Origin of the sequence: Neoroseomonas soli (assembly GCF_018129065.1) — a bacterium.
In the GTDB taxonomy this organism is placed as follows: domain Bacteria; phylum Pseudomonadota; class Alphaproteobacteria; order Acetobacterales; family Acetobacteraceae; genus Neoroseomonas; species Neoroseomonas soli.
This window is the reverse complement of record NZ_JAAEDM010000030.1, coordinates 22,400-48,334: the sequence shown is the minus strand read 5'-3', so window position 1 is coordinate 48,334 and position 25,935 is coordinate 22,400. Positions and strand designations below refer to the sequence as shown.

Here is a 25,935-nt window from a genome sequence, read left to right as displayed (position 1 = left end):
CGCCGCGAGGGCGCCTGCCGGGCGGGGGTGCCCCGCGATGCGCGTTGCATCGGGCGCAGCGCCCGCGCTGCCGGCGGGGAACGGAGCCACCGCGCCGCGGGCGGTCACCGCGGACGCTACGGGTGAGGACGACATGGAGGCGGACGGAGAGGACCTTCCGACCGGCCGGCCAGACGATGGCGCCGCGAAGCCGGGCGCCGAGGCGGCAGCCGGCGCCGTCGCCGCGTTCGGTCCCATCGCGGCCGCCGTCATGTCCATCGGTTTCGCAAACCGCCAGGCCTTCGCCTCGCCCGGTTCCGCCACTCCGTCGCCTGCCGCCTCCGGGTCCGCCCACAGCGCGGCCAGCGCCAGCAGCCGGTCCAGCATCGGCCGCTTCCGGTCCTGTTCGGCGAGGAGGGCAGCCGGCGCGTCAGCCATCGGGCCCCTCCACGACACGGATGCTGCTCCAGCCATCGCCGGGCGCGGATGGCGAGTCGGGGTCGAGATTGGCCAGCAGGCTGTCCAGGGCCGGCGCCGGCTCCTCCGCGATCGCGCTCGGCAACCATCCGAAGCGGGCCGCAAGCCGCGCCTCCGCCGCGCCGAGCGGCGACGGCGCCGCCCCGTGCCCGAGCCCGAGCAGGTCGAGCGCGACCAGCGCATGCAGCGCGATCAGGTCCGGCGGCGGCGGCGGATCGTAGAGCGTCGTCGCGACAGCGGCGGCGAAGGCGTTCCCGTCAAGCCGGCCGCCGCGGCTGCAGGCGGCGACGAGCCGCCGGCGCTCGCCCCAACGCCAGGTGCGCAGCGTGCGCGGCACATCGGCTTCCACCCGCCAGGTGCCAGTGCCCGGATCGAGGCCGATGGAGACATGCGCGACAGGGCTGGGAACGGGGATCATCGGGAATGCCGGTCAGGCGGCCGCCTCCTCGCGCATGCGCGTCGCGGTGAATTCGTACACGGCCTCGGCATGGCCGCCGGCGGAGAGGGCGAAGGTCTTGCCCGTCATGAAGCAGCCGTCGAAGGCGACGCTGCGCTCCGGTTCCAGATCCGCGCGCGCCGAGAGGTTCGCCACGACCTGGAAGGTCTCGCCCGAGGCGAGCAGCGCATCCAGCGCGTCGGACGCTGAGGCGATGATGATCCGTCCGGCGACCGACGTGCCGCCGTAGATGACCGCCACACGCTCGGCCGAGCCGAGCGCATAGACGCTCTCCTGCGCGCGGCGGTGCTGGTAGTCGATGCTGCGGACGCCGCCGACGCGCTCGCCGCCGATGAGGACGGCCGAGGAATTCGCGGTGAAGACGGAAGCCATGCGCGTTCCTCCCGCTCTGGCCGCTGGGGCCTAGTTGCGCACCCGGATGGTCGCATAGACGTAGTCGATGGCGCGCACCGGCCGGACCGCGATGTCCACGCGCAGGATGCCGGCGGCGAAATCCGTCTGGCTGCCGTAGACCTCCACGAGGAAAGCCGGGTCCTTCCCGTCCATGCTGCGCACCAGCGCGCCGTCGCGCTCCATCTGGGTGAAGGTGTCCACGATCATCTGCCGCAGCGCGCCGCGCTGCTCGCTGTTGTTGAGCTGGCCGATGAAGCGGTCGGCGATCTTGCTGACCTCCCGCACGCAGCGGTCGGCCGTGCGCAGTACGCTGATCTGGAAGCCGTCGGCGGCGATGCCCTTGACCACGATGGTGCCGCGGCCGCGCCGCGAGGTGACGACGCAGACATTGCCGTCCGGCCCGACCAGGCGGTTGAGGTCGGAATCCGTGTAGGGCACGAGCGCCGCGGAGAGGGAGCCCAGCGTCTTGAAGGTGGGCGATTGGAACACGTCGAGTCGCCCCAGCAGGCCGGCGACCGCGCCTTCCGCGCCGCCTGGCGCGACCAGCACGAAGCGCCGTCCGGCGACGATCGCGGCCTGCGACAGGATGGCCGAGGTGTCGCGCTGCGTCGCCGGATTGACCCCGCCGAGCGCGATGCGTGGCCGCGCCAACTCCGCCTGCTGCGCGGCATGCGCGCCGAGCGCCGTCTGCACCGCCGCATGGTCCAGCGCAGGGTCGCGCCAGCCTTGCAGCCCGGCCATCACCAGGTCCACATCCGGGACGCCGGCCAATGCGTCGGTCGCGTTCTGCCAAGCGGCGAGAGACGGCATCGCCCCGCCCGTGAAGCGCTGCGGCGCGAGGCTGCCCGTCGGCAGGTGGCTCGCCCCGCGGCGCAGGAAGGTGTCGGCGGCGCGCAGGACGTTGCTGCCGGCGGCGAGGACGGCCGGCAGGTAGCGCGGGTCGTCCGGGTCCATGGTGAGGTTGTCGAAGCTTTCCTGCTCCGCATAGACGCCGGCATCGAGCCGGCCGACGCTGATCCGCACCGTGCCGGCCGTGGTGCCCGCGAGCACCCGGAAGCGCGCGGCGGCGGCATCGGCACCCGGCGCAGGGCGCAGTTCCAGCACGGTGGCGGCCGGATTGTCCTGGCCGGCACAGGCACGCGCGGGACCCGCATCGCGTCCGCCATCCAGGAAGCGCGCATTCGGCGCGCCCACATCCGGCAGCCGCGTGCCGTCCGCGCCGGGCGCGAGAGCCGCGACGAGCTGCGGCAGGGCATCCAGCGCCGCGGCGATGGCGGTCGCGCTTTCGAGGTCCGCGAGTTCGGTGGTGGCGGCGCCTTCCTCGGCGAAGGTCACGCTCACCGTCCGCAGCAGCGGCTGGCGCCCCGCGGTCGCCGCGGGAAGCACGTCGCCCAGTCGGACCACGCGCACGGCAGGATCGGCGGACAGCGCGGCGACCAGGGCGGCGACGCTGTCCAGCACCTGGCCAGCGCCGCCATAGGTGCGGACATTGCCCGCGCCATCCTGCACCTGCACCGTCACGGCCGCCGCATCGCCGGTGATGCCGAAGGAGATGGCGGTGCCGGCATCCCCGGCCTCCCGCGCGCTGACGCGGATGCTCGGGGCGTCGGCGGCGCCGGGGAAGGAACGGCTCGCATGGCCTGCCGCGACGCGGAGCGAGGCGCGGTTGCCCCGCCCGCCCGGCTGCGCCGCGGTGACGTTGACGAGGGTGTCGTTCCCCGCCGCGAGGCGCCCGCGCGCTGGCTGCGCCGCGCTGTCCGTGAAGGCGACCACGTCGGCGTCGGTCGCCGGAAGGTCGGTCATCAGGTCCGGATCGATGGCGACGACGAGCGTGCTCTCGCGGTTGATGGTGGCGAAGAAATCGCGTTCCTGCGTCGCGTCGAAGACCAGGCTGTCGAAGCGTTCGACCGGCGTGCCGCGCAGCGCGATCTCGAGCGAGAGGCGGCGGACGGTGACGCCGTCCTCGGCCATGGTGCGGACGACGCGCGCGCCGAGGTCGTTCCCCCAGGGACCGACGGCACGGGCGCGGAGCAGGGCTACCGGCTGGTTCTCGTCGTCGCGCAGCGTCAGTTCCGCCGGCGCGCCCGAGCGCGGATCGACGGCCGAGACGAAGACCTCCGACACGCCATTGGCGATGGCGTCGAGGAGTTCGGGGAAGGAATACCGGCTGGCCGGCCCGAAGCGCTCGAACAACTCGGTGGAGGTGGTGATGCCGGTCAGTTCGCCGGGAGGCGGGGCACGGTCCACGACCCCGACCGCACCGAGGATGCCGGACCGGGAGGGGAGCGGCGGGGGGACATCGAAGCGGGTTTCCACCGAAACGCCGGGCACAACCAGAACGCGCGCCATGGCCTTCCCCCAGGTTTTTGCAGCCGGGTCACTCGCCACACGGTTGCGGCCGAGTGGTGCCGCTCAACTTCAGTCTACGCACGGAACAAAGGTGGCGGGTTCTCACAACCCCGTGTGGCGGGACGGTAATGTGATCTTCGTGCCGGCGAGAGGTCCGTTCACCCCGCCGGCACCACCCATGGGCGATCCTGCTGCGGAAACCGAGAGCCGGTCTCCCTTGCCGGAAGATCGGCTGCGCGCCCAATCCTGCCTGATGCCGAGCCGCGCGTGACCCCGCGCAACGCACGCCGGCGGAGTCCGAACTCGATCAGCGATCGATGACGCCTGCCGAAGTAGTGCTAGACGAAGACGCCGGTCAGCAAGCGGACCGCGATGTTCACCACGATGGCGACGCCGACCACCGCGAGGGTGAAAGTCAGCGCCTTTTCCTGCGGCACGCGCATCACCGTCGGCACGCCGATGTAGAGCGTGTAGAGCGAATAGATGCCACCCGCGAGCGCGATGATGCCGCCGAGGATCGGGATGATGATCGCCGCCCCCGCCACCCAGGCCACGGTGGGCGCGAAGGCCGCGAGCTTCAGTGCCGCATCCGCATCCTGCGGGCCGCCGAAGTTCGGCGCGAGGACCTCGATGATCTTGGCGATGACGAATACGCCGGCCACCGAGAGGATGTAGCCCACGATCGCACTGCTGATCGCGGAAAAGAAAAGGCCGAACGCCATCATCAGCAGCATCCCGGCGATCGCTGGGATCGCCGCGAGGATCATGACATAGCGTGTGAACAGCGGCACCAGCTCGACCGGCTCCCGCTGGATGGTGCGCCACTCCTCCGCCGGGGAGAGGATCATCCCCTTCACGCGCGCGATCAGCTGTTCCATGCGGTCCCCTTCAGGCCTCGTTGCTGCGCCGATACTGCCCAGGCGCATCGTGCGGCGGCAAGAGCCGGGGGCGCTGGCGGCCCGGCGGGGCTTCTGCCAGCCTGCCGGCCATGCCCGAATCGGCCCTTCCACGCTGGCGCGACCGCCGCTTCCTCGTTCTGCTCGCGCTCGGCTTCTCGGCCGGCGTGCCCTTGCCGCTCGTCGCCGGCCAGGTGCTGCGCCAATGGTTCGCGGAAAGCGAGCTCTCGCTCTCGGCCATCGGCATGACGGCGCTGATCGGTCTCTCCTACGCCAACAAGTTCCTGTGGTCGCCGGCCCTGGACGGGCTGCGCCCGCCCGTGCTGGGGCGGCTCGGCCAGCGGCGGGGCTGGCTCGTCTGCATCCAGGTGGCGCTGGTCGCGACGATCGGCGCCATCGCGCTGACCGACCCGAACGCCGACCCCATGCCCACGGTCGTGCTGGCGGTGCTGGTGGCCTTCCTCTCGGCCAGCCAGGACATCGTCATCGACGCCTACCGCATCGAGATGCTGGGCGAGGACAACGCCGCGCAGGCCTATGGCCTCGCGGCCTATGTCTGGGGCTATCGCCTCGCGCTGCTCGCGAGCGGGGCGGGCACGCTGCTGCTGGTCGGGCATATCGGCTGGTCGGGCGCCTATCTCTACGGCGCGGCACTGTTGGTGGTGGGGCTGGTCGCCGCCCTTGCGGCGCCGGACGCGCAGCACTCGGTGCCCGACGTCTCGGGGTGGCGGGCGCGGCTGCGGGTTTCGGTGGTCGAGCCCTTCCGGGACTTCATGGGCCGGCCGCTCTGGTTCGCCATCCTGCTCTTCATCTCGCTCTACAAGCTCGGCGAGGCGCTGGCGGGGGTGATGACGACGCCGTTCTACCGCTCGCTCGGCTTCACGCGGGAGGACCTGGCGCTGGTCGCGACCGGGTTCGGCATGGTCGCCACACTGGCGGGCGCGCTGGCGGGGGGCTGGCTGGTCGGCCGGATCGGCATGCGCCGTGCCCTGGTCTGGACCGGCGTAGGGCAGATGACGTCGAACCTGATGTATGTCGCGCTCGCCCAGGCGGGGCATTCCATGCCGATGCTGTGGGCGCAGGTGGGGGTCGAAAGCTTCACCGACGGGCTGGCCGACGCGGCCTTCCTGACCTGGCTCTCGGCGCTGACGAGCCGGGCCTTCACGGCGACGCAGTACGCGCTGCTGTCGTCCCTCGCGGCGCTGCCGCTGCGCACCTTGGCGGCAAGCGCGGGCGGGCTGGCGGCAGCCCTTGGCTGGTCGAACTTCTTCCTGCTCACCACGGCCGCCGCGCTGCCGGCCATGGGCATCATGGTCTGGCTGCTGAGGGCGCTGCCGCCGCCGGCACCGAAGGCGGCCCCACAGAGTTAGTGCTGTAGCTGCGGTTTGCTTGAGGCTCCGTTTCGCTTTTCCTGGATGGAAGGGGCGAGGCCATGCCCGTTGCGGCATGGTCCGGAGCGCTTCCCGGGAGGGTGCACGAGCCGGCGTCCTTCAAGGGACGGCTCGGCTATGCTCCGCGTTCGGGCGCGCGCACCAACAACAACAGAATACGCAACGGTAGTACTGCCCGTCATTCGCCCTTCGTCCCCCATCCATGCCGAGTTCTAGTTATTCCAGGCGTACGCCGGTCGCGCGCACGACCTCGCCCCAGACGCTGATATTGGCGCGCATGAACGCGGCGAACTCCGCGGGCGAACTGCCGACGATGCGTCCGCCCTGGTCCGCCAGCGCGGTGCGCGTCTCCGTGTCCCCGAGGGCCGCCCGCGCCGCGGCGGCCAGCACGCTCAGGCGGTCCGCCGGAATGCCGGCTGGGCCGAGCAGCCCGTACCAGGTCTCGCTGACGAAGCCCGGGACGCCCGCTTCCTCCGCCGTCGGCACCTCGGGCAGCAGCGCCAGGCGCTCGGTTGCGGTGATGGCGAGGGCAGGCAGCGCGCCGGCACGGACCTGGCCGAGCAGCGCCGGCACGTCGGCACAAAGGATCTGGATGCGTCCGGCCAGCAACTCCGTCACTGCGGGAGCGGCGCCGCGGAACGGGATATGGGTGATGTCGATGCCGGCGCGCCACTTCAGCATCTCGCTCGCCATGTGCAGGGAGGATCCGATACCCGCCGAGCCGTAGGCGAGCTGCCCCGGCCGAGCCTTCGCGAGCGTGACGAGTTCGCGCAACGTGCGTACGCCAAGCCCCGGCGTGACCGAGACGATCTGCGGCACTGCCAGGACCTGCGTGATGGGCGCGAGATCCTTCAGCGGATCGAAGGGCATGTCCTGGCGCAGGTTCGGGAGGATGGCCAGCGCCCCGCTGCTGGCGAGGACGATGGTGTGCCCGTCGGGCCGCGACTTCGCCGCTGCCTCCACGCCGATGAGGCCGCCCGCGCCGGCGCGCGCCTCCACGACCACGGGCCGGCCCAGGCGATCGGCCATCACACGGCTGATGATGCGCGCGATGAAGTCCGCCGGGCCGCCGGCTGCGAAGGGAATGATCAGGCGCACGGGCTGTTCGGGGAAGGCCTGTGCTCGCGCGTGCCCGACCAGGGCCGGCAGCATCAGCACGGAGAGCGCGGTCCTGCGGCGGATCATGTGTCGTTCCTCCCTTGGTGCGTGTCACGCCGGCGAGCGCGGTTTTCCCGTCATCTCCGCCGGTGGCAGATCGAACAGGCCCTGCGGCGGCACGGAAAGCGGCAGCGGGGCGCCTCGTTGAGGCTGGTGCCGAAGCGCGGGGATTCGCCGAGCGCCGACCCGTTGCGTGTGAGCTCTGCAGGGTGGTTCGCGGCGCGCAACCGGCCGCTGCTGCGGCCGCGCAGGCCGGAGACGACCTTGTCCCGCACGGCGCGTGGCGACCCTTCCAACTCCTCCCGCGTCGAGGGCAGGGGGATGCGCGGCACGCTCAGTCGTCCACCACCGGCGTCGCGCGCATGGAGGGGCGCTCTTCGAAGCGCCTCTGCCAGGCGGAGAAACGCGGGCAGCGGTCCCGCCAGCCGAGATCGCCGAAACGGAAATCCAGATAGGCGCCGGCGATGGCCAGTGTGATCTGTGCGAGGCCGACCGGCGCCCGCGCGATGGCGTCGGCCTCCGCTTCCAGTGCCGCGAGCACTGCGCCGGTCTTCAGCGTGAAGGAGTCGATCAGGGCAGGCAGGGGCTGCGCCTTGCCACGCTCATAACGCCACAGGATGAGCAGGTCGAGGAAGCCGTTGGCCAGCGCATGCCGCCGCAATTCCAGCCAGCGCGCGGGACCGGGCGGCGGGATCAGCCGTCCCCCGCCGGCGAGGTGGTCCAGGTACTCGATGATGACCTGGCTGTCGTAAAGGATCGTCCCGTCCTCCAGCACCAGGGTCGGGATCTTGCCGAGCGGGTTCTCGGGCAGCAGTTCGCGGTTCGGGGTGGTCATCGCCACCACGGTGCGCGTCATGGAGATGCGGTCCGCGAGGTCGAGCTCGTGCGCGGCGACCATGACCTTGCGCACGAAGGGCGAGCGCGGGGACCAATGCAGCTTCATCATGGCCGTCGAGGCGCCGAGGCACCCTCCCTGTTGGTTCGTCTTCTTGGTCGACCAGGTGGCATCCTGCGGCGGTGCGGCCCTGGACAGCAAGTTGCCGAAGGCCATGCCCGGTGGCGCGAGGAAGCCTGTGGGGCCGGGTCGTCTGCCTCGCCGCCCTGCCGGCGGCCGCCTTGCCGGGACGGGATGGGCTTCCGGTGCGCTTGCGCTATGTGTGGTGCATGTCCCGCATCGATCCCCTTCCCGCGCTTCGCCGCGTCGCCGCCGCTCAGGCGGACGCCGGGCAGCCTGCGGCGCTCTTCGCCGCGCTCGAGGCCGCCATGGATGCCGCCATCGGCCATCGCCTCTTCACCATCATGCGCCATGACGCGGCCGGCGGCCGCAACCGCCGCGTCCACAGCGGCGATGCGGTGTCCTATCCGATCTCAGGCTACAAGCCGGTGAACTGGGAGCACCCCTGGACGCGCCGCGTGCTGGTCGAGGGGCGGCCCTGGATCGGCCGGAACGTTGCCGATATCGCCTGGGCCTACCCCGATCATGAGAAGATCGCCGCGCTTGGCCTGGAGAGCGCGATGAACCTGCCGGTGCGCTGGGCCGGGCGAACGCTCGGCACCGTGAACCTGCTGCACGGGGCCGGGCACTTCACCGAGGCGGATGCCGAACTCGGATTGGTGTTCGCTGCCCTCGCCGCACCGGCGCTGCTCACCATGGATGCCACGTGAGATGAAGGAGGTCCCGATGACCCCGCTGCCCCGCCGTGTGGTCCTGCTCGCCGCGCCGGCCGTGATCGCGGCCACCTCGGTCGGTGCCCAGGCCACATTCACCAGGCCCATCCGCCTGATCGTACCCTGGGCGCCGGGCGGGACGACGGACATCCTCGGCCGCATCGTCGCCGAGCCGCTTGGCCAGGCACTGGGCCAGCCGGTGCTGGTGGAGAACCGCTCGGGCGCTAGCGGCAATGTCGGCTCCGACGTCGTGGCCAAGGCGGCGCCGGACGGGCACACGCTGCTGTTCGGCTCGATGAGCACCCACGCCATGAACCACGCGCTGATGCGCAGCATGCCGTTCGACGGAGTCGCCGACTTCACGCCTCTGGCCATGCTCGGTTTCGCCGTGAACACCATGGTGGTGCACCCGTCCGTCCCGGCGCAGACGCTGTCCGAGTTCATCGATCATGCGCGCGCGAACCCGGAGAAGATCGCCTATGCCTCGGCGGGGCCGGGCTCCACGAACCACCTCTCCGCCGCGCTGTTCGAGAGCATGACCGGCATCCGCATGGTCCATGTCCCGTATCGCGGGGGCCAGCCGGCGGTGACGGATACCGTGGCGGGCCAGACGCAATTGCTGTTCAGCGCGGCGACGCAGACCATGTCGCATGTGGAGGGCGGCCGGCTGCGGCTGCTTGCGGTGACCGAGGCAACGCGCTGGAGCCGGCAGCCGAACGTGCCCACGGTGGCCGAGGCGGTGCCCGGCTACGAGATGGCAGTCTGGTACGGCGCTTTCGGCCCGAAGGGTATGACGCCCGGGCTGCAGCAGCGGCTGAACGCGGAATTCAACCGCATCATGGCTTTGCCGGAGGTGAAGGACCGGCTCGCCGGCATGGGCGTGGAGGTCGCCGCCGAGAGTGTCGACGCCTTCGGACAGCGCCTGCGCGCCGATGCCGGAAAGTGGGGTGCGCTGATCCGCCGCCTCGGCATCGAGGCGAGCTGACGCAGGCCGAACCTCAACTGTCGCGGAAGCGGGGGCCCAGCGCGCCGGCGGTGCGCAGCGCTTCCCGCTCCGCTTCCGTGATGCCGAGCATGTCGCCGAGCACCACGGCCTCGTGCTGGTTCAGGAAGGGGCTGGGGACGAAGTCCGGCGGCGGTGCATCCGCGATGCGCAGCGGCGTCGAGGGCAGCACGACCCGGCCCACCTCCGGATGATCCACCCAGCGGAGCATGCCGCGCTCGTGCATGCCGGGATCTTCCAGCACTTCCTCGAGCGTGCGGACGGGAGCGGCGGGGACGCCGTGCTCGCGGGTCAGCGCCTCAAGTTCCGCCCGGCTGTGCTTCGACGTCCAATCCGTGACCAGGCGGTCGACCTCCGCCATATGTCGGACGCGGTCGGGGTTCGTGCGGAACCGGGCGTCGTCGACCAGTGCCTCCTGCCCCATGGCGCGCAGCAGGCGGTCCCAGTGCCCTTCGGTGACGACGATGATGGCAAGCCAACCATCCGAGGCCGGATAGACATTGTACGGCGCCATCGCGAGGCCCGCGTGGCTGTTGCCGGTGCGCGGCGGGGCCTTGCCGCGCTCACCGCCGAAATGCATGCCGATCGCGGAGGCGAGGGTCGAATAGGCGGCATCCTGCATGGCCACCTCGACGAAGGTCCCCTTGCCGGTACGTTCGCGCGCGAAGAGCGCGGTCATCACCGCACCGTAGAGGTGCGTGCCGCCGAGGAAGTCGCAGACCGTCGGCCCGGCCTTGGTCGGCGGCCCGTCCGGGAAGCCGGTGGTGTGCATCATGCCGACTGCGGCCTGGACCGTCAGGTCCATCGCCAGGCGGTCGCGGTCCGGCCCCGTCTGGCCGTAGCCCGAGCCGGCTGCGTAGATCAGCCGCGGGTTGTGCCGGAGCAGCGCTTCGTGCCCCAGGCCCAGCCGATCCATGGCGCCCGGCGAGAAGTTCTCGATGAGCACGTCGGCGCGGTCGACCAGGCGCAGGAAAATCTCCCGCCCCTTGGAATTCTTGAGGTCGAGCGACAGGCCGAACTTGTTGGAGTTCAGCATCGCCTGCGGCACCGAGCCGCCGGCGACCGCGGCGCGGCGCCGCAGGGGCTCGCCATGCGGCGGTTCGATCTTGATGACGGTGGCTCCCGCCATCGCCATCAGGAAGGCGCAGTAGGGTGCCTGGTAGATGTGGCCGAGGTCGAGGACGAGGATGCCGTCGAGCGGCCGCTGCGTGGTTGTCACGATCAGACCTTCGAGCCCAGGGTTCGGCGGCCGATGGCGCTGCGATGCACCTCCGACGGTCCTTCGTAGACGCGCATGACGCGCACCTGCTGGTGCATGAGCTGCAGCGGCAGTTCCTTCGTCATGCCCATGGCGCCGAAGGCCTGCATGGCGTTGTCGAGCACCGACTGCGCCATCTCCGTCGCGCGCACCTTCAGGATGGAGGCCTCCATCCGCACGTCGGCGCCGGCATCGAGCTTGGCGGCGAGGTCGTTCACCATCAGTCGGCAGGCGTGCATCTCCATCACCGCCTCGGCGGCGAACCACTGGATCGCCTGGCGGTCGGCCAGGCGCACGCCCCAGGTGACGCGGTTCTGCGCATGCTCGGTCATCATCTCGAGCGCGCGGCGCGCCATGCCGATGCAGCGCGCGCCGATCTGCATGCGGCGCACGTTCAGGCGCAGCTGCATCGGCGCATAGCCGCGGCCGAGCTCGCCCAGCACGTTTTCCGCCGGGACGCGGCAATCCTCGAAGACCAGTTCGTAGGTCGTGCGGCCGCCGATCATTGGGATGGCGCGCTCGATGATGAAGCCGGGCGTGCCCTTCTCGACGATGAAGGCGGTCACGCCCTCCTGCCGCTTCCCGTCGCCGGTGCGGGCCATGAGGATGATGAAATCGGCACGCGGAACGTTGGAGACCCAGATCTTGCGGCCGTTGATCACCCAATGGTCGCCGTCCCGCGCCGCACGCGTCGTCATGCCGGCAGGGTCGCCGCCGGCGCCGGGCTCGGAGATGGCCATGGCCGAGCGCTGCTCGCCCTTGGCGTAGGGCATCAGGTACTTCGCGCGCTGCACCGTGCTCGCGACCGATAGCATCATGTGCAGGTTCGGGCTGTCGGGCGGGATGACGAAGGGGACGCAGGCGCGCCCCATCTCCTCCTCCGCTGCCGCGAGGGAAAGCAGCGGCAGGTTGGCGCCGCCGAATTCCTCCGGCACGTCGAGGCCCCACAGGCCGAGTTCCCGGCAGCGGGCGAGGAGATGCTTCTCCTCCTCCTCCGAGAGCTTGTAGCCGCCGCCCTGTGCCTCCCGCTTCAGCACGGCTGGTTCGAGCGGCATGAGGTCCCGCTCGACGAACTTCGCGACGAGGTCGCGAAGCATGCGGGTTTCCTCGCTCGCGGCGTAGGGCTGGCTGTGATCCATGGCTTGGCGTTCCTCGTATCGCGCGAACCGCACCGGATGGATGCAGCTCGCCTCAGGCAGTGGCGGTCCTTAGAGACCGTTTGAGAATGCGCCAGATGGCGCATTCTCAAGTCCGGCACCGGCCCGCACCCCCACCCGGCCACCCAACGACAGTATCCTGGATGGGTCGCCGGGTGGGGGTGCGGGCCGGTGGCGGCATTCTCAAACGGTCTCTTATCGGGTGTAGCGCCAGCGGAAGCGGTCGCCGTGTGCCTCCACGCGCCCCACGGTCGGGTCGGGGAAGTGGATCGGCAGGATCTTCGTGTCGGTGCCCGCCACCTGGCCGAAGAACGTGCGACGGCTGGTCGCGGCCTCGGCAGGGTCCCAGCAGAAGACCGTGGACCAGTCGGGTTCATGGACCTGCAGCGCGTGGTGCATCAGGTCGCCGGTCACGACCGCATGCTGCCCGCCGCTGCGGATATGGACGCAGCAATGGCAGGGCGAATGGCCCGGTGTCGGCTGGATGGTGATGCGGTCATCGAGTTGGAATTCATCGTCCACCAGCAGCGCCTGCCCGGCCTCGACGATCGGCTCGCAGTTGAAGCGGTGAATGTTCCCGCCGCCGCCCGGGCGCTCGATGCCGGCCTTCGTTGTTTCTTCCCATGCGGCGTATTCGCGCTTGTGGAAGACGTACTTCGCATTCGGGAAGGTCGGCACCCAGCGGCCGTCGCGCAGCACCGTGTTCCAGCCCGAATGGTCGATGTGCAGGTGGGTGCAGAAGACGTAGTCGATGTCCTCGAAGGACAGGCCCTCGGCCTTGAAACCCTCCAGCCAGGGCTGCTTCGGGAAATCCATCGGCGCGGGGTAGCCCTTGTCCTCGCCCGTGCAGGTATCGACCAGGATGGTGTGGTGCGGCGTGCGGACGACATAGGTCTGGTAGGTGATGACCATCTTGCCCGAGGCGATGTCGTAGGTTTCGGGCTCGACCTCCTTCAGGCGCTCGGCGAGCAGTTGCGGCGCGGCCGCGGCCTTGGGGAACATCGCCTCCGGCGCGCGCCAGGGGCCGTCGCGTTCGATGATGCTGGTGATGGTGACGTCGCCGATGGTGAGCTTGCGCATGTCCTGTCCCGGGTTGTCAGAGAATCATTCGGCGCGGATGCCGGCCTCTGCCGCGACGCGGCGCCAGGTCGGGACATCCTCGGCGAGCCGCCCGGCGAGGATGTCCGGCGGGCTCATCAGCGGCTCGGCGCCGAGCGTGGCGAAGCGTGCACGGAAGTCGGGGTCGCTCCGCAGCGCCGCCAGCTCGGCTGAAAGGCGATCGAGGATCGGTGCCGGCAAGCCGCGCGGCGCAGCGATCGCGAACCAGTTCGGCGCGATGTAGCCGGGCACGACTTCCACTGCGGCCGGGACATCCGGCAGGGCAGGGACACGCTGCGCGGTGGTGACGGCGAGTATCCGCGCCCGTCCTTCGCGCGCATGGGCCAGCGTCTCCACCGTGCTCGCGAAGACGACGTCAATGTCGCCGGAATACAGTGCGTTCATCGCCTGAGCGGCGCCGCGATAAGGCACGTGCGTGAGGTCGAGCCGCGCGGTTGCCGCCAGCATGGCGCCGGAGAGGTGGTTCGACGAACCGATGCCCGAGGTTCCGTAGGTCACTGTGCCCGGCTTGGTGCGTGCCTCTTCCACCAGCGCCTGCAGGTTGGCGAAGCGATGGTCGGCACGGACGACGATGGTGGTCGCGATCTCCGCCACCAGCGAGACTGGTGCGAGGTCCGTCCGCGGATCGAAGCCGAGATTGGCGTAGATCGCCGGCAGGATGGCGAGCGAGGATGAGGTCAGGACGAAGGCGTAGCCGTCCGGTGGCGCTTGCACGACCGCGCGGAGTCCGATCGAGCCGCCCGCACCGGCGCGGTTGTCGATGATGAAGGGCTGGCCGAGGCGCTCGCGCAGGCGCTCAGCGATCAGCCGCCCCACCGTGTCGATGGGCCCGCCCGGCGCGAAGGGAATGACGAGTCGGATGGGCCGCGACGGCCAGGCTTCCTGCGCGCCCGCGGGCGCGGCGGCGAATCCGAGGGCCATCGCGGCAAGGGTGCGGCGACGCATCCTCAGCCCATCCCGCATCGGGCGGCGCCGCGTCGTCGCGGCGGAGCGATGATCGTCATGCGTTCCTCCTCCCGCCGTCGTTGCGGCGACCCGGGGCAACGATCCGACGGCAGCGACCGCCGCGCAAGACACCGCGTCAGCGCTGCCTGGCTTCCCGCCGTGCGATCCAGGTGGTCGCGGCGAAGATGACGGCGGCCCCGGCGAAGGTGGTGGCGGCCGGAACCTCGGCGAAGACCAGCCATCCCAGGATCGCCGCCCACACCATGTCGATGAATTTCACGGGCTGGGTGGCCGACATGTCGGCGATGCGGAACGCCTCCGTGAGGCACCAGTGGCCGGCGCTGCCGAGCAGCCCCGTCATGAGGAACCAGCCCCATTGCTCCGCCGTGGGCCAGGTCCATCCCGGGATCGCGAAGGGCAGGGTGAAGGCGGAGACGGTCAGCGCCTGCCAGGCGACGATCACCGCCGGCCTGTCGCGCCGCGTCAACGCCTTGGTGATGAGGAAGGAGGCGGCGAAGAGCGGCGCCGAGGCCAGCATCACGAGGGACCAGAAGCCCCCTTGCGTCCCGGTCAACTGCGGGGCGACCACGACCATGACGCCGAGGAAGCCGATCCCGGCGGCGACCCAGCGCGCGCGGACCATCGGTTCGCCCAGGAAGAGCACCGCCCCCGCCATGATGAAGATGGGTCCGGTGAAACCGATGGCGGTCATGTCCGCCAGCGGGACATGCGGCAGCGCCCAGAACCAGAGGAGCAGGCCGGCCGTGTGCACCACGCCCCGCCAGCCCTGCCCGAGCAGGTCATGAGGCCGCCAAGCGGCGAGACCCGTCCGCAGCATGAAGGGCAGCAGCACAAAAAGCCCCGCCAGGTAGCGGAGGAACTGCGTCTGGAACGGGTCCATGTCCTGCGCGAGGCGCCGCGCGATGGCGTTCAGGACGCAGAAGAGGAGGCCGGCGAGCGCCATCCACGCCATGCCGCGGAGTGTCGCCGCGCGGGTCGGCCGCGCAGTGGGGGTGGTCACGCGGCCGCACTCTCCGGCGCCAGGATGCGGGCAAGGGCGGCGTTGAATTCCTTTGCGGCCTCGTAGGCGACCCAGTGCCCGGCGCCGGGGATCATCTCGGTCCGCGCGCCTTCCCGGAGGGAACGGATCAACTCGAGGCGAAGAGGAACATGCGGCCGGGCGATGGCGTCCTGCTCCCCGTAGATGCAGGCCAGCGGCGCCCGGCTGCGCAGGATCGCCTGCTTGAGGGAATCGGTGTTCGCGTAGCCTTTGCTCTTGAAGCGGGCGCGGCGGGTGTGGAGGTCCTGCATCGCCAGCGCCGCCTCGTCGATGCGCGCCGGATCGGCGAACATCAGTTCGGCGAGGTTGTAGCGGTTCGCTTCCTCCCTCGCCGCGCCTTCGAGGTGCCGCACCTTCACGAGTTCGGTCGGGCTGCGTTGCAGCCCCAGCGCGCCGGCGCCGACGACGGTCAGGGAGAGGCAGCGATCATGGTCGGCCGCGGCGAGGTGCCCGGCGCAGAGCGCGCCGAAGGAGAAGCCGACGAGGTCGTAGCCCTGCCCGGGCAGCAGCATCGCGAGCCCGTCGCGCAGTATTTCGCCGATGATCGCCGGGGTGGCGCCCTGCGGCGGCATGTCGCTGTCGCCGAGGCCCGGCAGGTCCGGGCAGAGGACACGGCGTCGCGCCGCAAGAACCGGAATGTTCCTCAGCCAGTGCCGCCAGGACCCCGAGCCGCCATGCAGCAGCACGAGGGGGCGGCCCTTCCCCCAGGCACGCCAGACCAGGGAGCCGGCGCCACAGGGGGTCTCGGTGCGCGCGGCCTGTTCGGCGGCTGCCTTGAGGATGGGGTGCGGTTCGTCCCGCCCCGGATTCCTGCCCCACTCCCCAAACGCCATGTGCGCCGCACTTTCCTCGCTGCCGCGTGGCATCCTAAGGCAGGCGCGTGGGCGGTCCACCCACCCGCTGCCGGGCGCGCGCGGGTCGCTACACGGCGGGCATCGTCTGCAGCGGCAGGCCCGGACCCATGTGCTCAAGCCCGAGCCGTTGCTCGAGATTGGGCAGGGTGGCCCGCGCCACCGCGATCACCGAGGCCTGCAGGTCGGGCGAGGGGTCGCCTTCCCGCGCCGCCTTCTGAAGCGCCTCGGCCTCCAGGGCCAGGCGGATCGCGCCGAGGGTCCGTGCGGCGCCGACCAACCGGTGCGCCGCATGCTGGACATGCGCGGCATCGGCGCGCTCGGTCGGCGAGGCGTTGGTCAGCAACGCCATGGCACGGCGCAGTTCGCCGACGAATTCCGCCAGGATGCTGTGGGCGGCGTGGCCAAGCTCGCGCTCCAGGAGGTCGAGAGCCGAAGCGTCGAGCAGCGGGGTGCCCTTCTCCTCGCTCCGTTCGGGCATCTGGCCGCCGTGCCGAGGCACGCGCCGCACCAGTTCCAGCAGGGCGGTGCGGTCGAGCGGCTTCGCGAGGTGGGCGTCCATGCCGGCCTTTTTCGCGGCCTCGACCTGCTCGGGCAGGGCCGAGGCGGTCAAGGCGATGATCGGGACCTCGCAGGCCGGGGCCGGCAGGGCGCGGATGCGGCGGGTGGTCTCGAACCCGTCCATCTGCGGCATCTGGAGATCCATCAGCACGATGTCGAAGCGGGTGCGCGACAGTGCCAGCAGCGCGCTGGCGCCGTCCTCGGCCAGCGCCACCCGGTGGCCGGCCCCTTCCAGCATGGCCTGCGCGATCTGCCGGTTGGCAAGGACATCGTCGACGACCAGGACGTGGAGGGCAACGGCCTCGGGTGCCGAGCCGGCGTCGCCGGGTTGGGCGAGGGGCTCCTTCGGCATCTCGGCCTCCTGAAGCGGGATCTCGACCCAGAAGAGCGCGCCGCCGCCCGGCGGAGGATCGCAACCGATGCTTCCGCCCATCAGCGCCGCGAGCTTCGCCGAAATCGCGAGTCCGAGGCCGGTGCCCTGCTGCTCGTGTCCCGTGGCGGGGGTGAGCTGGACGAAGTCCTCGAACAGCATGTGCCGCTGACCGGGCGGTATGCCGGGCCCGGAATCGGCGACTTCGACGCGCATCACGCCGCCGGGCCTCATGCGCACGCGCAGTTCCACGCGCCCCCCCGCAGGCGTGAACTTCACCGCATTGGACAGGAGGTTCAGCAGCAACTGGCGGATGCGCGTCGGGTCCAGATGGGCCGCGGGGGGCAGCGACGGATCGATGTCGAGGCTGAAGGATTGCGCCTTGCGCGCGATCTCCGGCTCGAGCAGCGTCGCGCAGCCGTTGAAGAGCGGCCCGATGGCGGTCGGCCGCGGCGCGAGGTCGAGGCGCCCGGCCTCGATCTTCGAAAGGTCGAGCAGCCCGTTCACGAGGTCGAGCAGGTGCCTGCCCGCTTCGTGCAGGGTCTGGACCTGCTCACGCTGCTCGGGCGTGAGCCGAGGATCCTGCAGGAGCACCTGCGCGAAGCCGAGGACGCCGTTGAGAGGCGTCCGCAACTCGTGCGAGACACGGGCGAGGAAGCGGCTCTTGGCCTCGCCCGCCGCGGCGGCGGCGTCACGCGCGGCGGCGAGATCCTCCATCGCGCGCTTGAGGGCGGTGATGTCCGTCCGGATGCCCACGGTGCCGCCGTCCGGCGTCCGGCGTTCCGTGATCAGGACCCAGCGACTGTCGGGCAGGAGGCGCTCCATCGGCGGCTGATTGCCGAGGTGGAAGGCCTTGCTCTCGGCCACGAAGGCCTCGATGTCCTCGCCGGCCTGCGGGTACTGCCCGCACCTGGCGCCCTCACGCATGATGTCCTCGAAGAGGTTGCCCGGCTGGATGAAGGGCGCGCTGATCCGGTAGAAATCCTTGTAGCGGCTGTTGCAGGCGATCAGGCGATCCTCGGCGTCGAACATGACGAAGCCGTCCGACATCGATTCCAGTGCGTTCTCCAGGGTCCGGCGTGCGCGCGCCCGCTCTTCCTCGGCCTTGTCGCGCTGGCGGAGGATGATCATGAGCGCCAGGGCGACGAGGATGATGACGCTGCCGAGCACGGTCGAGACCGCCAGTGCCCGGACGCGGTCCCGGTACCAGCCGGCCAGCGCTTCATCCACCTCGATCGTGGCGGTTATGGTCAGCGTCGGGTAGAGCGAGGGCCGCGATGCGGCGAAGACCGGCCGGCCGGTGAAGCGGCTGACGGCGATGCCGGGCTGCTGGGTGGTAAACGCAGCGGAGCCGAGGCTGCCCAGGCGCTGGCCGATCCTGGTCTCGTCATGCGGGACCGAGGCAAGCAGCGTTCCGTCGTCGCGCTCGAGGGTGGTCTGCAGCCCGGGGCTTTCCCCCGAGGCCGAGAGCAGGGACCGGACGGAATGCACCGGGACCTCGGCGACGGCCAGGACGGGGCCGAGCCCCATGATGGTCACGTTGCGGGCGAAAAAGAGCGTCCATTCGCCGGTGCTGGGGTTCTGGACGGGGCCGCCGAAGGACACGCCGCCGCTGCTGCTCGCGAGTTCCGAGAAGCCCGTTTCGACCGGCAGGGGCAGGCGCCGTCGGCGCGACACTGGCAGGGCGGTCGCCGCGGGCAACCCGTTGGGCGCGAGCAGCAGGATGTCGCGGTAGGTGAAGTTCTGATTGATCAGCTGGCGCAGCACGCGGTTGATCTGAGAGACCTCGATCTGGCCATTCACGGCGAAGGGCGCCAGCAGCGCCGGCAGGCCGGCCAGCATGGCGTCGACCTGGACGAAGGCGCGGTTGATCGAAGCCTCGGTCGCGATGCTGGTGCGCTGGACCGTTTCCTCCGCGGCCCGGATTTGTGCCTCCCGCGCCCGGCCGATGATCATCAGCGTCGCAATGGTCTGCGCGAGCAGCAGCATGATCGAGCCGATGAAGATGGCGCGCCGGAGGAAGCGTGTGTGCTGCATCGTCAGTCGGGCTGGGCGCTGACGCCGAGGACGGGGGCGAGGCGCGTGTTCCATGCGTCGACGCATGGCTCGCCGCAGCGGCGGACCCAGCCGGGCAGCACGGTCTCGGTCAGCAGGCGCAGGCGTCGCGCCTGGTCCTCGCGGGAGACCGGCACGATCGTCATCGTGCCGCGGCGTCCGGACCGGCAGCTGGACTGGCCGGCGTTGCACGCGATGCCTTCCCCGGTCTCCACCTCGGCGGCTTCCCAGATTTCACGCTCGAGCTGTCCGAGCTCCCGGCGGATCAGCGAGCGGGCCCAGTCCGGCAGGGCGCTCCACGCCGCCCGGTTCGCACCGAAGACGGCCAGACCCCAGGTGATCGCCATGCCGTGCATGTGGGTCGTGACCTCATGCAGGCCGATCGCATTGGCCGAGAGCGTGCCGGTCACCGCGCATTCGACGACTCCCGTCCGCATCGCCGCGAGGGTTTCCCCAAACGGTATCACGACGGGCGTCGCTCCGAGCGCGGCGAACATCTCGGATTGGCCGACCGAGGAGGTCCGGATTCGCCGTCCGGTGAGGTCCGACAGACCGGTGAAGGCATTGCGGCAGAAGATGACCTGCGCGGGATAGGTGTAGACGGCCAGCAGTTCGACGTCATAGCGCTCGGCGAGCAGTTCCTCGAGATGGGGACGATAGGCTGCGACGGTCCGCCGCAGCGTGTCCATGTCCGGGTTCACGATGGGCAGGTCGACGGCGTTGAACTCGGGCTCCTCGGTGCTGACGACGGCGAGCAGGGCCGTGCCGAAGGGCACGACGCCGAGACGCATCAGCGCCAGCATCTCCTGCGCGCGGATGCCGCTCCGGTCGAATGGGGCGATCTCCGCCTGGATGCGGCCGCCCGAGGCTTCGGGCAGCCGGCGCCGCCAGAAGGGTTCCTCGTAGCGGACGTACTGGCTGACATCGGCCAGGCCGCCGACGATCTTGAGGCGAATGGGGGCATCCGACGGCGCCGCGCCCTGGGCGAGGGCGACGAGGGGGGAGAGGATCATGGCCATGGCCACGAGTCCCTTGGACAGGATCTGCCTGGTCCTTGATGGGATCATTGACACCTCCTGGCGGCACCGGCTGCTGGTTATTGCCACCATTGGGCGAACAGTGTCACAGTTTTCCTTAAGGAAGGGGCATCACGATTGGTAGCCGCGCTCGGCGATTCCCGTGTCGCGTGCATCGTGCCGGGCCGGTGCACCGGGCCGCCAGCCGTCGCAGCCCTCCCTCAGTCAGAGGCCTTGGTCCATGTCCGAGTACCGTACCGCCATCGCCAGCCATCGTGGCGGTGCCTTCCTGTGGCCCGAGAACAGCCTGGCCGCATTCCGTGAAACGATGAGGCTTCCGCTCGAGCAGGCCGAGTGCGACGTCCACCCGACGGCAGACGGGGACCCGCTCATCCTCCACGATGCCACACTCGACCGCACGACCGACGGAAGCGGCCGCGTCGCGGCCTTGCCGACGGCTGAGTTGCGCCGGCACAGGATCAAGGGCGGTCGCGGGGAACAGGTGCCGCTGCTGTCCGAGATGCTCGCCCTGCTGCGGGGAAGCCGCATCGCTCCGCGCATCGAGATCAAATCCGATGGCCAGGGGCGCGCCTATCCGGGCTTCGTTCCCCGTGTGCTCGAAACTCTCGAGCGGCAGGCGATGCGGGACCGCGCCTGGATCATCGCCTTCGACGCCCCGACGGCCGCGGAGGCTGCGGCGGCGGGCGGTCTCCTGGGGGTCGCCTGGCTGCTGGAGACGGCGACGTGGCGGTCCCTCGGCACGCATGGGACCATCGCCGTCGCGCGGGCCTACGGGTTTCCCGAGATAGGCGTCCATGAATCCGCGCTGGACGCGGAAGCCTGTGCGGCGTTGCGGGCGGCAGGGCTCCGCATCTCGGTCTGGGGCGCGAACCATGCCCCCTCGATCCGGCGCATGCTCGGCCTCGGCATCGACGTGCTGACCACGGACGATCCGCCGTTGGCCATCGCCCTCCGGGCCGAGACCCCTCCCTGAGGCGCGCCCCCCGCGCAATCAAGTTGCCAGCGGCGGCGCGCGCCCCCTAACCTTTCCTCCAACAAGACGAGTTGGGGGGAATGGAGACGTGGTGGCAGGGCCGCCAATCCTGGAGGCTGAACGCGTCAGCCTGCGCTTCGGCGGCGTGCGGGCGCTGACCGACGTCTCCTTCGCCGTGCGTGGCGGCGAGATCTTCTCGATCATCGGCCCGAACGGGGCCGGCAAGACCTCGATGGTGAACTGCGTATCCGGACGCTACAGGCCGACCGAGGGGCGGATCCTGTTCGACGGGCAGGACGTCACGCGGACGGGGACCAGCCGGCGGGCCGCGCTCGGCATCGGGCGCACTTTCCAGAACCTGGCGTTGTTTGGGCACATGACAGTGCTCGACAACATCATGGTCGGGCGGCACCACCTGCTGAAATCCGGCCTGCTGCGCGGCATGGCCTACTGGCTGGGCGGCGCGCAGAGGGAAGAACTGGAGCACCGCCGGGAGGTCGAGCAGATCATCGACTTCCTCGAGATCCAGCACATCCGGAAGGCGACGGCCGGCACGCTCTCCTACGGGCTGCGCAAGCGCGTCGAACTGGCGCGCGCGATCGCGCTGCGGCCGAAGCTGATCCTCCTCGACGAGCCGATGGCCGGCATGAACCTCGAGGAGAAGGAGGACATGGCCCGCTTCATCATCGACCTGAACGAGGAATGGGGGATGACCGTGCTCATGATCGAGCACGACATGGGCGTGGTGATGGACATTTCCCATCGCATCATGGTGCTCGATTTCGGGCGGAGGATCGCCGACGGCACACCGGAGGTGGTGCTGGCGGACGAGCATGTGAGGCGCGCCTATCTCGGCGAGGCGGACGAGCCCGTGGAGCGCGTTGCGTGAACGAACCGCCGCGGGACACGCTGCCGCGCCTGCTCGCGCACAATGCCCGGCATCACGGCGCGGAGATCGCGCTGCGGGAGAAGCATTTCGGAATCTGGCGCAGCTTCACTTGGAGCGACTACTACGCACGCACGCGCCATTTCGCCCTCGGCCTCCGGCGCCTCGGCGTCCAGCGGGGGGAGGTGATCGCACTGGTCGGCGACAACCGGCCCGACTGGGTGATGGGCGAGATCGCGGCCCATGCCATCGGCTGCCGCAGTCTCGGTGTGTACCGCGACGCGCTGGAGGAGGAAGTGGCCTACCTGCTCGGCCACAGCGGCGCGAGCGTCGTCTTCGCCGAGGACGAGGAGCAGGTGGACAAGCTGCTCGGTGCCTCCGACCGGCTGCCGAACCTGGGGCGCATCATCTACAGCGACCCGCGCGGCATGCGGAAGCACGAGGACCCGCGGCTGATGTCGACCGAGGCGCTGGTGAAGATCGGCGCGTCTGAGGACCCTGCGGATTTCGACGCGCTGCTGGCGGCGCAGGATCCAGAGGAGGTCGCGGTGCTCTGCACCACCTCCGGCACCACGGCGCGCCCCAAGCTGGCGATGCTGCAGAGCCGTGCGCTGATCCGGCACTGCGAGAGCTACCTGAAGGCCGATCCCAAGGGGCCGGAGGACGAATACGTCTCGGTCCTGCCGCTGCCCTGGATCATGGAGCAGATCTATGCCCTGGGCTGGAACCTGCTGACGCGCATGAAGGTCAACTTCGTCGAGGAACCCGAGACGATGATGGCCGATTTCCGCGAGATCGCACCGACCTTCGTGCTGCTGGCGCCGCGCATGTGGGAACAGATCGCCGCCGATGTGCGGGCGAAGGTGATGGATGCCTCGCCGCTGAAGCAGAAGCTCTTTGCCCTCGGGGTGGAGAAGGGGCTCGCTGCGCTGGAGGAGGGCAAGCGTTCATTGCTCGCCGAGCAAGTGCTGTTCCGCGCATTGCGCGACCGGCTCGGTTTCACCAACCTACGCTCCGCCGTCACCGGCGGCGCGGCCCTCGGGCCGGACACCTTCCGGTTCTTCCAGGCCATGGGGGTGCCGCTGCGCCAGATCTACGGCCAGACCGAGGCGCTCGGCGCCTACACGACGCACCGTCCCGACGATGTGGATTTCGATACCGTCGGCGTACCCTTCGACGAAGGCATCGCGCTGCGCGTCGACGAGCCGGACCAGAACGGCGTCGGCGAGATCGTGGTCCGGCACCCCAACATCTTCGCTGGCTATTTCGGCACGACGGAGAGCGCGGACCTGCGAGACGGCTGGCTGCACACGGGCGATGCGGGCTTCTTCGACCGTAGGGGGCAACTCGTCGTCATCGATCGCGTGAAGGACATCGCGACGACCTCGGGTGGCTCGCGCTTCTCGCCTCAATACATCGAGAACAAGCTGAAGTTCAGCCCCTTCGTCGCCGAGGCGGTCGTCCTCGGCGACCAGCGGCCGCATCTCGCGGCCATCATCTGCATCCGCTTCCCGATCGTCAGCAAATGGGCGGAGCGCAACCGCATCGCCTTCACGACCTATTCCGACCTCTCGGCGCGACCGGAGGTCCTTGCCAAGATCCGCGACGAGGTGGCGCAGGTGAACGCCACGCTCCCCGAGGCGCAGCGCATCCATGACTTCATCCTGCTCTACAAGGAACTCGATGCCGACGACGAGGAACTGACGCGCACGCGCAAGGTCCGTCGCGGCGTGATCAACCAGAAATACGGGAACATCATCGACGCGATCTATGCGGGGGATGAAGCCATCCCGGTCGATACGACGATCGCCTTCCAGGACGGCACGAAGCAGCGGATCCGCACCGTCCTGCGCGTCGTCCGGATGGAAGGCGCCGCTCCGCAACCCGTGCCGGCCGGCGCAGAGAGGACCTGAATGGACGCGCCCCTGCTCTTCCAACTTGTGCTGAACGGGCTGATCGTCGGCGCGCTCTACGGCGTCGTCGCGATGTCCTTCGTGCTCATCTACAAGGCTTCCCAGGTGGTGAACTTCGCGCAGGGCGAGTTCCTCCTGGTTGGCGCCTGGGTCTGCTGGTGGCTGTTGACCGCCTGGCAGCTGCCCTTCTGGGCAGGCTTCCTGGTGACACTGGCCTTCATGACGATCTTCGGCGTGCTGCTGCAGGTGATCGTATTGCGGCCGCTGATCGGCGAGCCGGTGATCAGCGTCATCATGGCAACCGTCGGGCTGTCGATCTTCTTCCAGGCGCTGATGAAGTGGATGTTCGGTGTCTTCGCGCAGCCCTTCCCGCCGATCTTCACCGCGGACCGCATGCGTGTGCTGGGGCTGGAGGTGCAGACGGTCTATCTGGCGAGCCTCGTCGTCTCGGCGCTGATCATGCTCGGCTTCTGGTGGTTCTTCACCTATTCGAAGCACGGCCTGGCGATGCGGGCGACGGCGTTCGACCAGCAGGTCGCGCAGTCGCTCGGCGTCTCGGTCCCGCGGGTCTTCGCCATGTCCTGGGCCATCTCCGCGGTCGTCTCCGCCGTGGCCGGCGTGGTGGTGGGCGTGGTGAACGGCGTATCCTCGGCGCTCTCCTTTTACGGCATCAAGGTGTTCCCGGCGGTCATCCTGGGCGGACTCGATTCCGTCGTCGGCGCGGTGCTCGGCGGACTGATCGTCGGCGTGCTCGAGAACGTCGCGCAGTATGTCGATGCGGAATGGCTGAACTGGGGAAACATGTACCAGATCGCCCCGTTCTATGCCCTCATCCTGATCCTGCTGATCAAGCCTTACGGCCTGTTCGGCACGCGCAACATCGAGCGGGTCTGACGGCGCGATGACCTCCATGGTCCCCGCGGGGGATTTCCGAACTTCCTACCGCGCCGATACGACCATCTTCCCGACGCGTGGATCGCGACTTGCGATGCTTGCGGGGCTGATCCTCCTGTGCGCCGCGCCGGCGGTCTTCGGACGGTATGAGCTTGGCCTGCTCATCACCATCGGCTTCAGTGCCATTGCGGCTCTCGGGTTGAACATCCTGGTCGGCTTCACGGGGCAGATCTCGATCGGGCACGCGGCCTTCTTCGGCTTCGGCGCCTTCTCCTCGGCGCTGCTGGTCGAGCACCACGTTCCCGTGCCGCTCGCCATCTGGGGGGCGGGGTTGATGACGGCGGTGGTCGGCCTCGTCTTCGGCGCGCCGGCGGCACGGCTGAAGGGGCTCTACCTGGCGATCGCGACCCTGGCCGCGCAGTTCATCCTCGAGGATTTCTTCGCCCGCGCGCGCTGGTTCTCGGGCGGCGTCGCGGGGCGCGTCACGGAACCATACGAGCTGTTCGGCCTGCGCTTCGACCGGGAGGAGACGTATTTCTACATCGTCCTGGCCCATGTCGTCGTCCTGTTCGCGGCTGCCGCGAACCTGATGCGCACGCGCGACGGCCGCGCGCTGATCGCGGTGCGCGACCACTACCTCTCGGCCGAGGTGATGGGCATCAATCTCGCCTACTACCGCACCCTCTCCTTCGGCATCGCCTCCTTCTACGCGGGGATCGGGGGGGCGCTCTACGCGCACTACCTGCTCTTCGTCAGCGTGGAGGCGTTCAACATCCTCTACTCGATCCAGTTCCTCGCCATGATCATCATCGGCGGGCTGGGATCGATCATGGGCAGCATGATGGGCGCGGCCTTCATGGTCCTGCTGCCGGAGGTGGTGCAGGCAGGCGCAGACCTGCTGGCCGGTGGGGCGATCGACCGCGCCCTGCGTCTCGGCGCCTCGATCTCCTTCCTGCGGGAGATGGCGATCGGCGCGGTCATCATCCTGTTCCTGGTCTTCGAACCCGACGGGCTCGCGCATCGCTGGAAGATGATCAAGGCCTATTGGAAGCTCTACCCGTTCTCACACTGAGGCCGGCCAACGG

General features: G+C 69.9%; 22 protein-coding genes and 1 pseudogene. 8 read left to right on the top strand and 15 right to left on the bottom strand.

The features are described 5' to 3' along the window. From GXW76_RS12660 to GXW76_RS12640, 5 genes and pseudogenes are all read right to left on the bottom strand, one after another. Positions 1-417: pseudogene (locus tag GXW76_RS12660) on the bottom strand (hypothetical protein); the annotation flags it as partial. Then, positions 410-874 carry a hypothetical protein gene (locus GXW76_RS12655; RefSeq protein WP_211862384.1) on the bottom strand — a complete coding sequence of 155 codons (465 nt, stop codon included), beginning with the start codon at positions 872-874 and terminating at the stop codon, positions 410-412. The pseudogene GXW76_RS12660 and the gene GXW76_RS12655, both read right to left, overlap by 8 nt. Before the next feature lie 12 nt (positions 875-886). Further along, on the bottom strand, positions 887-1,285 hold the full coding sequence (locus GXW76_RS12650; protein ID WP_211862383.1) for a hypothetical protein: 399 nt from the start codon (positions 1,283-1,285) through the stop codon (positions 887-889). Between the two features lie 30 nt (positions 1,286-1,315). Further along, positions 1,316-3,655, bottom strand: a complete 2,340-nt coding sequence (locus tag GXW76_RS12645) for a hypothetical protein (protein WP_211862382.1) — start codon at positions 3,653-3,655, stop codon at positions 1,316-1,318. A gap of 338 nt (positions 3,656-3,993) precedes the next feature. After that, on the bottom strand, positions 3,994-4,533 hold the full coding sequence (locus GXW76_RS12640) for a Yip1 family protein (RefSeq protein ID WP_211862381.1): 540 nt from the start codon (positions 4,531-4,533) through the stop codon (positions 3,994-3,996). Positions 4,534-4,643: 110 nt separating this feature from the next. Here GXW76_RS12640 and GXW76_RS12635 point away from each other — a divergent pair, with 110 nt between their 5' ends. After that, on the top strand, positions 4,644-5,921 hold the full coding sequence (locus tag GXW76_RS12635) for an AmpG family muropeptide MFS transporter (protein ID WP_211862380.1): 1,278 nt from the start codon (positions 4,644-4,646) through the stop codon (positions 5,919-5,921). Between the two features lie 237 nt (positions 5,922-6,158). On the opposite strand, the gene GXW76_RS12630 is transcribed toward GXW76_RS12635, so the two are convergent. Both GXW76_RS12630 and GXW76_RS12625 read right to left on the bottom strand, forming a co-directional pair. Then, the gene (locus GXW76_RS12630; RefSeq protein WP_211862379.1) at positions 6,159-7,127 is read right to left on the bottom strand and encodes a Bug family tripartite tricarboxylate transporter substrate binding protein; all 969 of its coding nucleotides are present in this window, start codon (positions 7,125-7,127) and stop codon (positions 6,159-6,161) included. Between the two features lie 307 nt (positions 7,128-7,434). Beyond that, positions 7,435-8,046 carry a glutathione S-transferase family protein gene (locus GXW76_RS12625; RefSeq protein WP_246514205.1) on the bottom strand — a complete coding sequence of 204 codons (612 nt, stop codon included), beginning with the start codon at positions 8,044-8,046 and terminating at the stop codon, positions 7,435-7,437. A gap of 218 nt (positions 8,047-8,264) precedes the next feature. On the opposite strand from GXW76_RS12625, the gene GXW76_RS12620 reads away from it, so the two are divergent. Then, entirely contained in the window at positions 8,265-8,765 is a 501-nt protein-coding gene (locus GXW76_RS12620; RefSeq protein ID WP_211862378.1) for a GAF domain-containing protein, read from the top strand. Positions 8,766-8,781: 16 nt separating this feature from the next. Then, positions 8,782-9,753 (top strand): Bug family tripartite tricarboxylate transporter substrate binding protein, encoded by a 972-nt coding sequence (locus GXW76_RS12615; protein WP_246514203.1) that lies wholly within the window; start codon positions 8,782-8,784, stop codon positions 9,751-9,753. A 13-nt stretch (positions 9,754-9,766) separates the two neighbouring features. Here the strand turns inward: GXW76_RS12615 and GXW76_RS12610 are convergent, their stop codons facing one another. The 8 genes from GXW76_RS12610 to GXW76_RS12575 all read right to left on the bottom strand — a co-directional run bounded on the left by GXW76_RS12610 (position 9,767) and on the right by GXW76_RS12575 (position 20,214). Further along, the gene (locus GXW76_RS12610) at positions 9,767-10,990 is read right to left on the bottom strand and encodes a CaiB/BaiF CoA transferase family protein (RefSeq protein ID WP_338150953.1); all 1,224 of its coding nucleotides are present in this window, start codon (positions 10,988-10,990) and stop codon (positions 9,767-9,769) included. Between the two features lie 2 nt (positions 10,991-10,992). Next, positions 10,993-12,168 carry an acyl-CoA dehydrogenase family protein gene (locus tag GXW76_RS12605; protein WP_211862376.1) on the bottom strand — a complete coding sequence of 392 codons (1,176 nt, stop codon included), beginning with the start codon at positions 12,166-12,168 and terminating at the stop codon, positions 10,993-10,995. Positions 12,169-12,381: 213 nt separating this feature from the next. Beyond that, positions 12,382-13,266 (bottom strand): MBL fold metallo-hydrolase, encoded by an 885-nt coding sequence (locus GXW76_RS12600; RefSeq protein ID WP_211862375.1) that lies wholly within the window; start codon positions 13,264-13,266, stop codon positions 12,382-12,384. A gap of 24 nt (positions 13,267-13,290) precedes the next feature. After that, positions 13,291-14,250 carry a Bug family tripartite tricarboxylate transporter substrate binding protein gene (locus GXW76_RS12595; protein ID WP_211862374.1) on the bottom strand — a complete coding sequence of 320 codons (960 nt, stop codon included), beginning with the start codon at positions 14,248-14,250 and terminating at the stop codon, positions 13,291-13,293. A gap of 136 nt (positions 14,251-14,386) precedes the next feature. After that, positions 14,387-15,271: a DMT family transporter gene (locus GXW76_RS12590; protein WP_338150952.1), complete on the bottom strand. Its 885-nt coding sequence runs from the start codon at positions 15,269-15,271 to the stop codon at positions 14,387-14,389. Then, positions 15,268-16,143: an alpha/beta fold hydrolase gene (locus GXW76_RS12585; RefSeq protein ID WP_211862373.1), complete on the bottom strand. Its 876-nt coding sequence runs from the start codon at positions 16,141-16,143 to the stop codon at positions 15,268-15,270. Before GXW76_RS12585 ends, GXW76_RS12590 begins: the two co-directional genes overlap by 4 nt. 88 nt (positions 16,144-16,231) lie before the next feature. Then, positions 16,232-19,129: an ATP-binding protein gene (locus GXW76_RS12580; RefSeq protein ID WP_211862372.1), complete on the bottom strand. Its 2,898-nt coding sequence runs from the start codon at positions 19,127-19,129 to the stop codon at positions 16,232-16,234. 2 nt (positions 19,130-19,131) lie between these two features. Next, positions 19,132-20,214 carry a TRAP transporter substrate-binding protein gene (locus GXW76_RS12575; RefSeq protein WP_211862371.1) on the bottom strand — a complete coding sequence of 361 codons (1,083 nt, stop codon included), beginning with the start codon at positions 20,212-20,214 and terminating at the stop codon, positions 19,132-19,134. A 190-nt stretch (positions 20,215-20,404) separates the two neighbouring features. Here GXW76_RS12575 and GXW76_RS12570 point away from each other — a divergent pair, with 190 nt between their 5' ends. From GXW76_RS12570 to GXW76_RS12550, 5 genes are all read left to right on the top strand, one after another. Next, positions 20,405-21,157 (top strand): glycerophosphodiester phosphodiesterase, encoded by a 753-nt coding sequence (locus tag GXW76_RS12570; protein WP_211862370.1) that lies wholly within the window; start codon positions 20,405-20,407, stop codon positions 21,155-21,157. Positions 21,158-21,248: 91 nt separating this feature from the next. Then, the gene (locus GXW76_RS12565; protein ID WP_408904347.1) at positions 21,249-22,046 is read left to right on the top strand and encodes an ABC transporter ATP-binding protein; all 798 of its coding nucleotides are present in this window, start codon (positions 21,249-21,251) and stop codon (positions 22,044-22,046) included. Next, complete coding sequence (locus tag GXW76_RS12560; protein ID WP_211862368.1) at positions 22,043-23,956, top strand: AMP-binding protein; 1,914 nt, start codon at positions 22,043-22,045, stop codon at positions 23,954-23,956. Before GXW76_RS12565 ends, GXW76_RS12560 begins: the two co-directional genes overlap by 4 nt. After that, a complete protein-coding gene (locus GXW76_RS12555; RefSeq protein WP_211862367.1) occupies positions 23,957-24,850 on the top strand; it encodes a branched-chain amino acid ABC transporter permease in 894 nt (297 codons plus the stop codon). Positions 24,851-24,857: 7 nt separating this feature from the next. Beyond that, positions 24,858-25,922, top strand: a complete 1,065-nt coding sequence (locus GXW76_RS12550) for a branched-chain amino acid ABC transporter permease (protein WP_211862366.1) — start codon at positions 24,858-24,860, stop codon at positions 25,920-25,922. Positions 25,923-25,935: the final 13 nt, after the last annotated feature.

Coding starts and splice junctions, on each gene's coding strand:
- GXW76_RS12655 (WP_211862384.1), bottom strand. CDS start 874: ATGATCCCCGTTCCCAGCCCTGTCGCGCATGTCTCCATCGGCCTCGAT.
- GXW76_RS12650 (WP_211862383.1), bottom strand. CDS start 1,285: ATGGCTTCCGTCTTCACCGCGAATTCCTCGGCCGTCCTCATCGGCGGC.
- GXW76_RS12645 (WP_211862382.1), bottom strand. CDS start 3,655: ATGGCGCGCGTTCTGGTTGTGCCCGGCGTTTCGGTGGAAACCCGCTTC.
- GXW76_RS12640 (WP_211862381.1), bottom strand. CDS start 4,533: ATGGAACAGCTGATCGCGCGCGTGAAGGGGATGATCCTCTCCCCGGCG.
- GXW76_RS12635 (WP_211862380.1), top strand. CDS start 4,644: ATGCCCGAATCGGCCCTTCCACGCTGGCGCGACCGCCGCTTCCTCGTT.
- GXW76_RS12630 (WP_211862379.1), bottom strand. CDS start 7,127: ATGATCCGCCGCAGGACCGCGCTCTCCGTGCTGATGCTGCCGGCCCTG.
- GXW76_RS12625 (WP_246514205.1), bottom strand. CDS start 8,046: ATGATGAAGCTGCATTGGTCCCCGCGCTCGCCCTTCGTGCGCAAGGTC.
- GXW76_RS12620 (WP_211862378.1), top strand. CDS start 8,265: ATGTCCCGCATCGATCCCCTTCCCGCGCTTCGCCGCGTCGCCGCCGCT.
- GXW76_RS12615 (WP_246514203.1), top strand. CDS start 8,782: ATGACCCCGCTGCCCCGCCGTGTGGTCCTGCTCGCCGCGCCGGCCGTG.
- GXW76_RS12605 (WP_211862376.1), bottom strand. CDS start 12,168: ATGGATCACAGCCAGCCCTACGCCGCGAGCGAGGAAACCCGCATGCTT.
- GXW76_RS12600 (WP_211862375.1), bottom strand. CDS start 13,266: ATGCGCAAGCTCACCATCGGCGACGTCACCATCACCAGCATCATCGAA.
- GXW76_RS12595 (WP_211862374.1), bottom strand. CDS start 14,250: ATGCGTCGCCGCACCCTTGCCGCGATGGCCCTCGGATTCGCCGCCGCG.
- GXW76_RS12585 (WP_211862373.1), bottom strand. CDS start 16,143: ATGGCGTTTGGGGAGTGGGGCAGGAATCCGGGGCGGGACGAACCGCAC.
- GXW76_RS12580 (WP_211862372.1), bottom strand. CDS start 19,129: ATGCAGCACACACGCTTCCTCCGGCGCGCCATCTTCATCGGCTCGATC.
- GXW76_RS12575 (WP_211862371.1), bottom strand. CDS start 20,214: ATGATCCCATCAAGGACCAGGCAGATCCTGTCCAAGGGACTCGTGGCC.
- GXW76_RS12570 (WP_211862370.1), top strand. CDS start 20,405: ATGTCCGAGTACCGTACCGCCATCGCCAGCCATCGTGGCGGTGCCTTC.
- GXW76_RS12555 (WP_211862367.1), top strand. CDS start 23,957: ATGGACGCGCCCCTGCTCTTCCAACTTGTGCTGAACGGGCTGATCGTC.
- GXW76_RS12550 (WP_211862366.1), top strand. CDS start 24,858: ATGACCTCCATGGTCCCCGCGGGGGATTTCCGAACTTCCTACCGCGCC.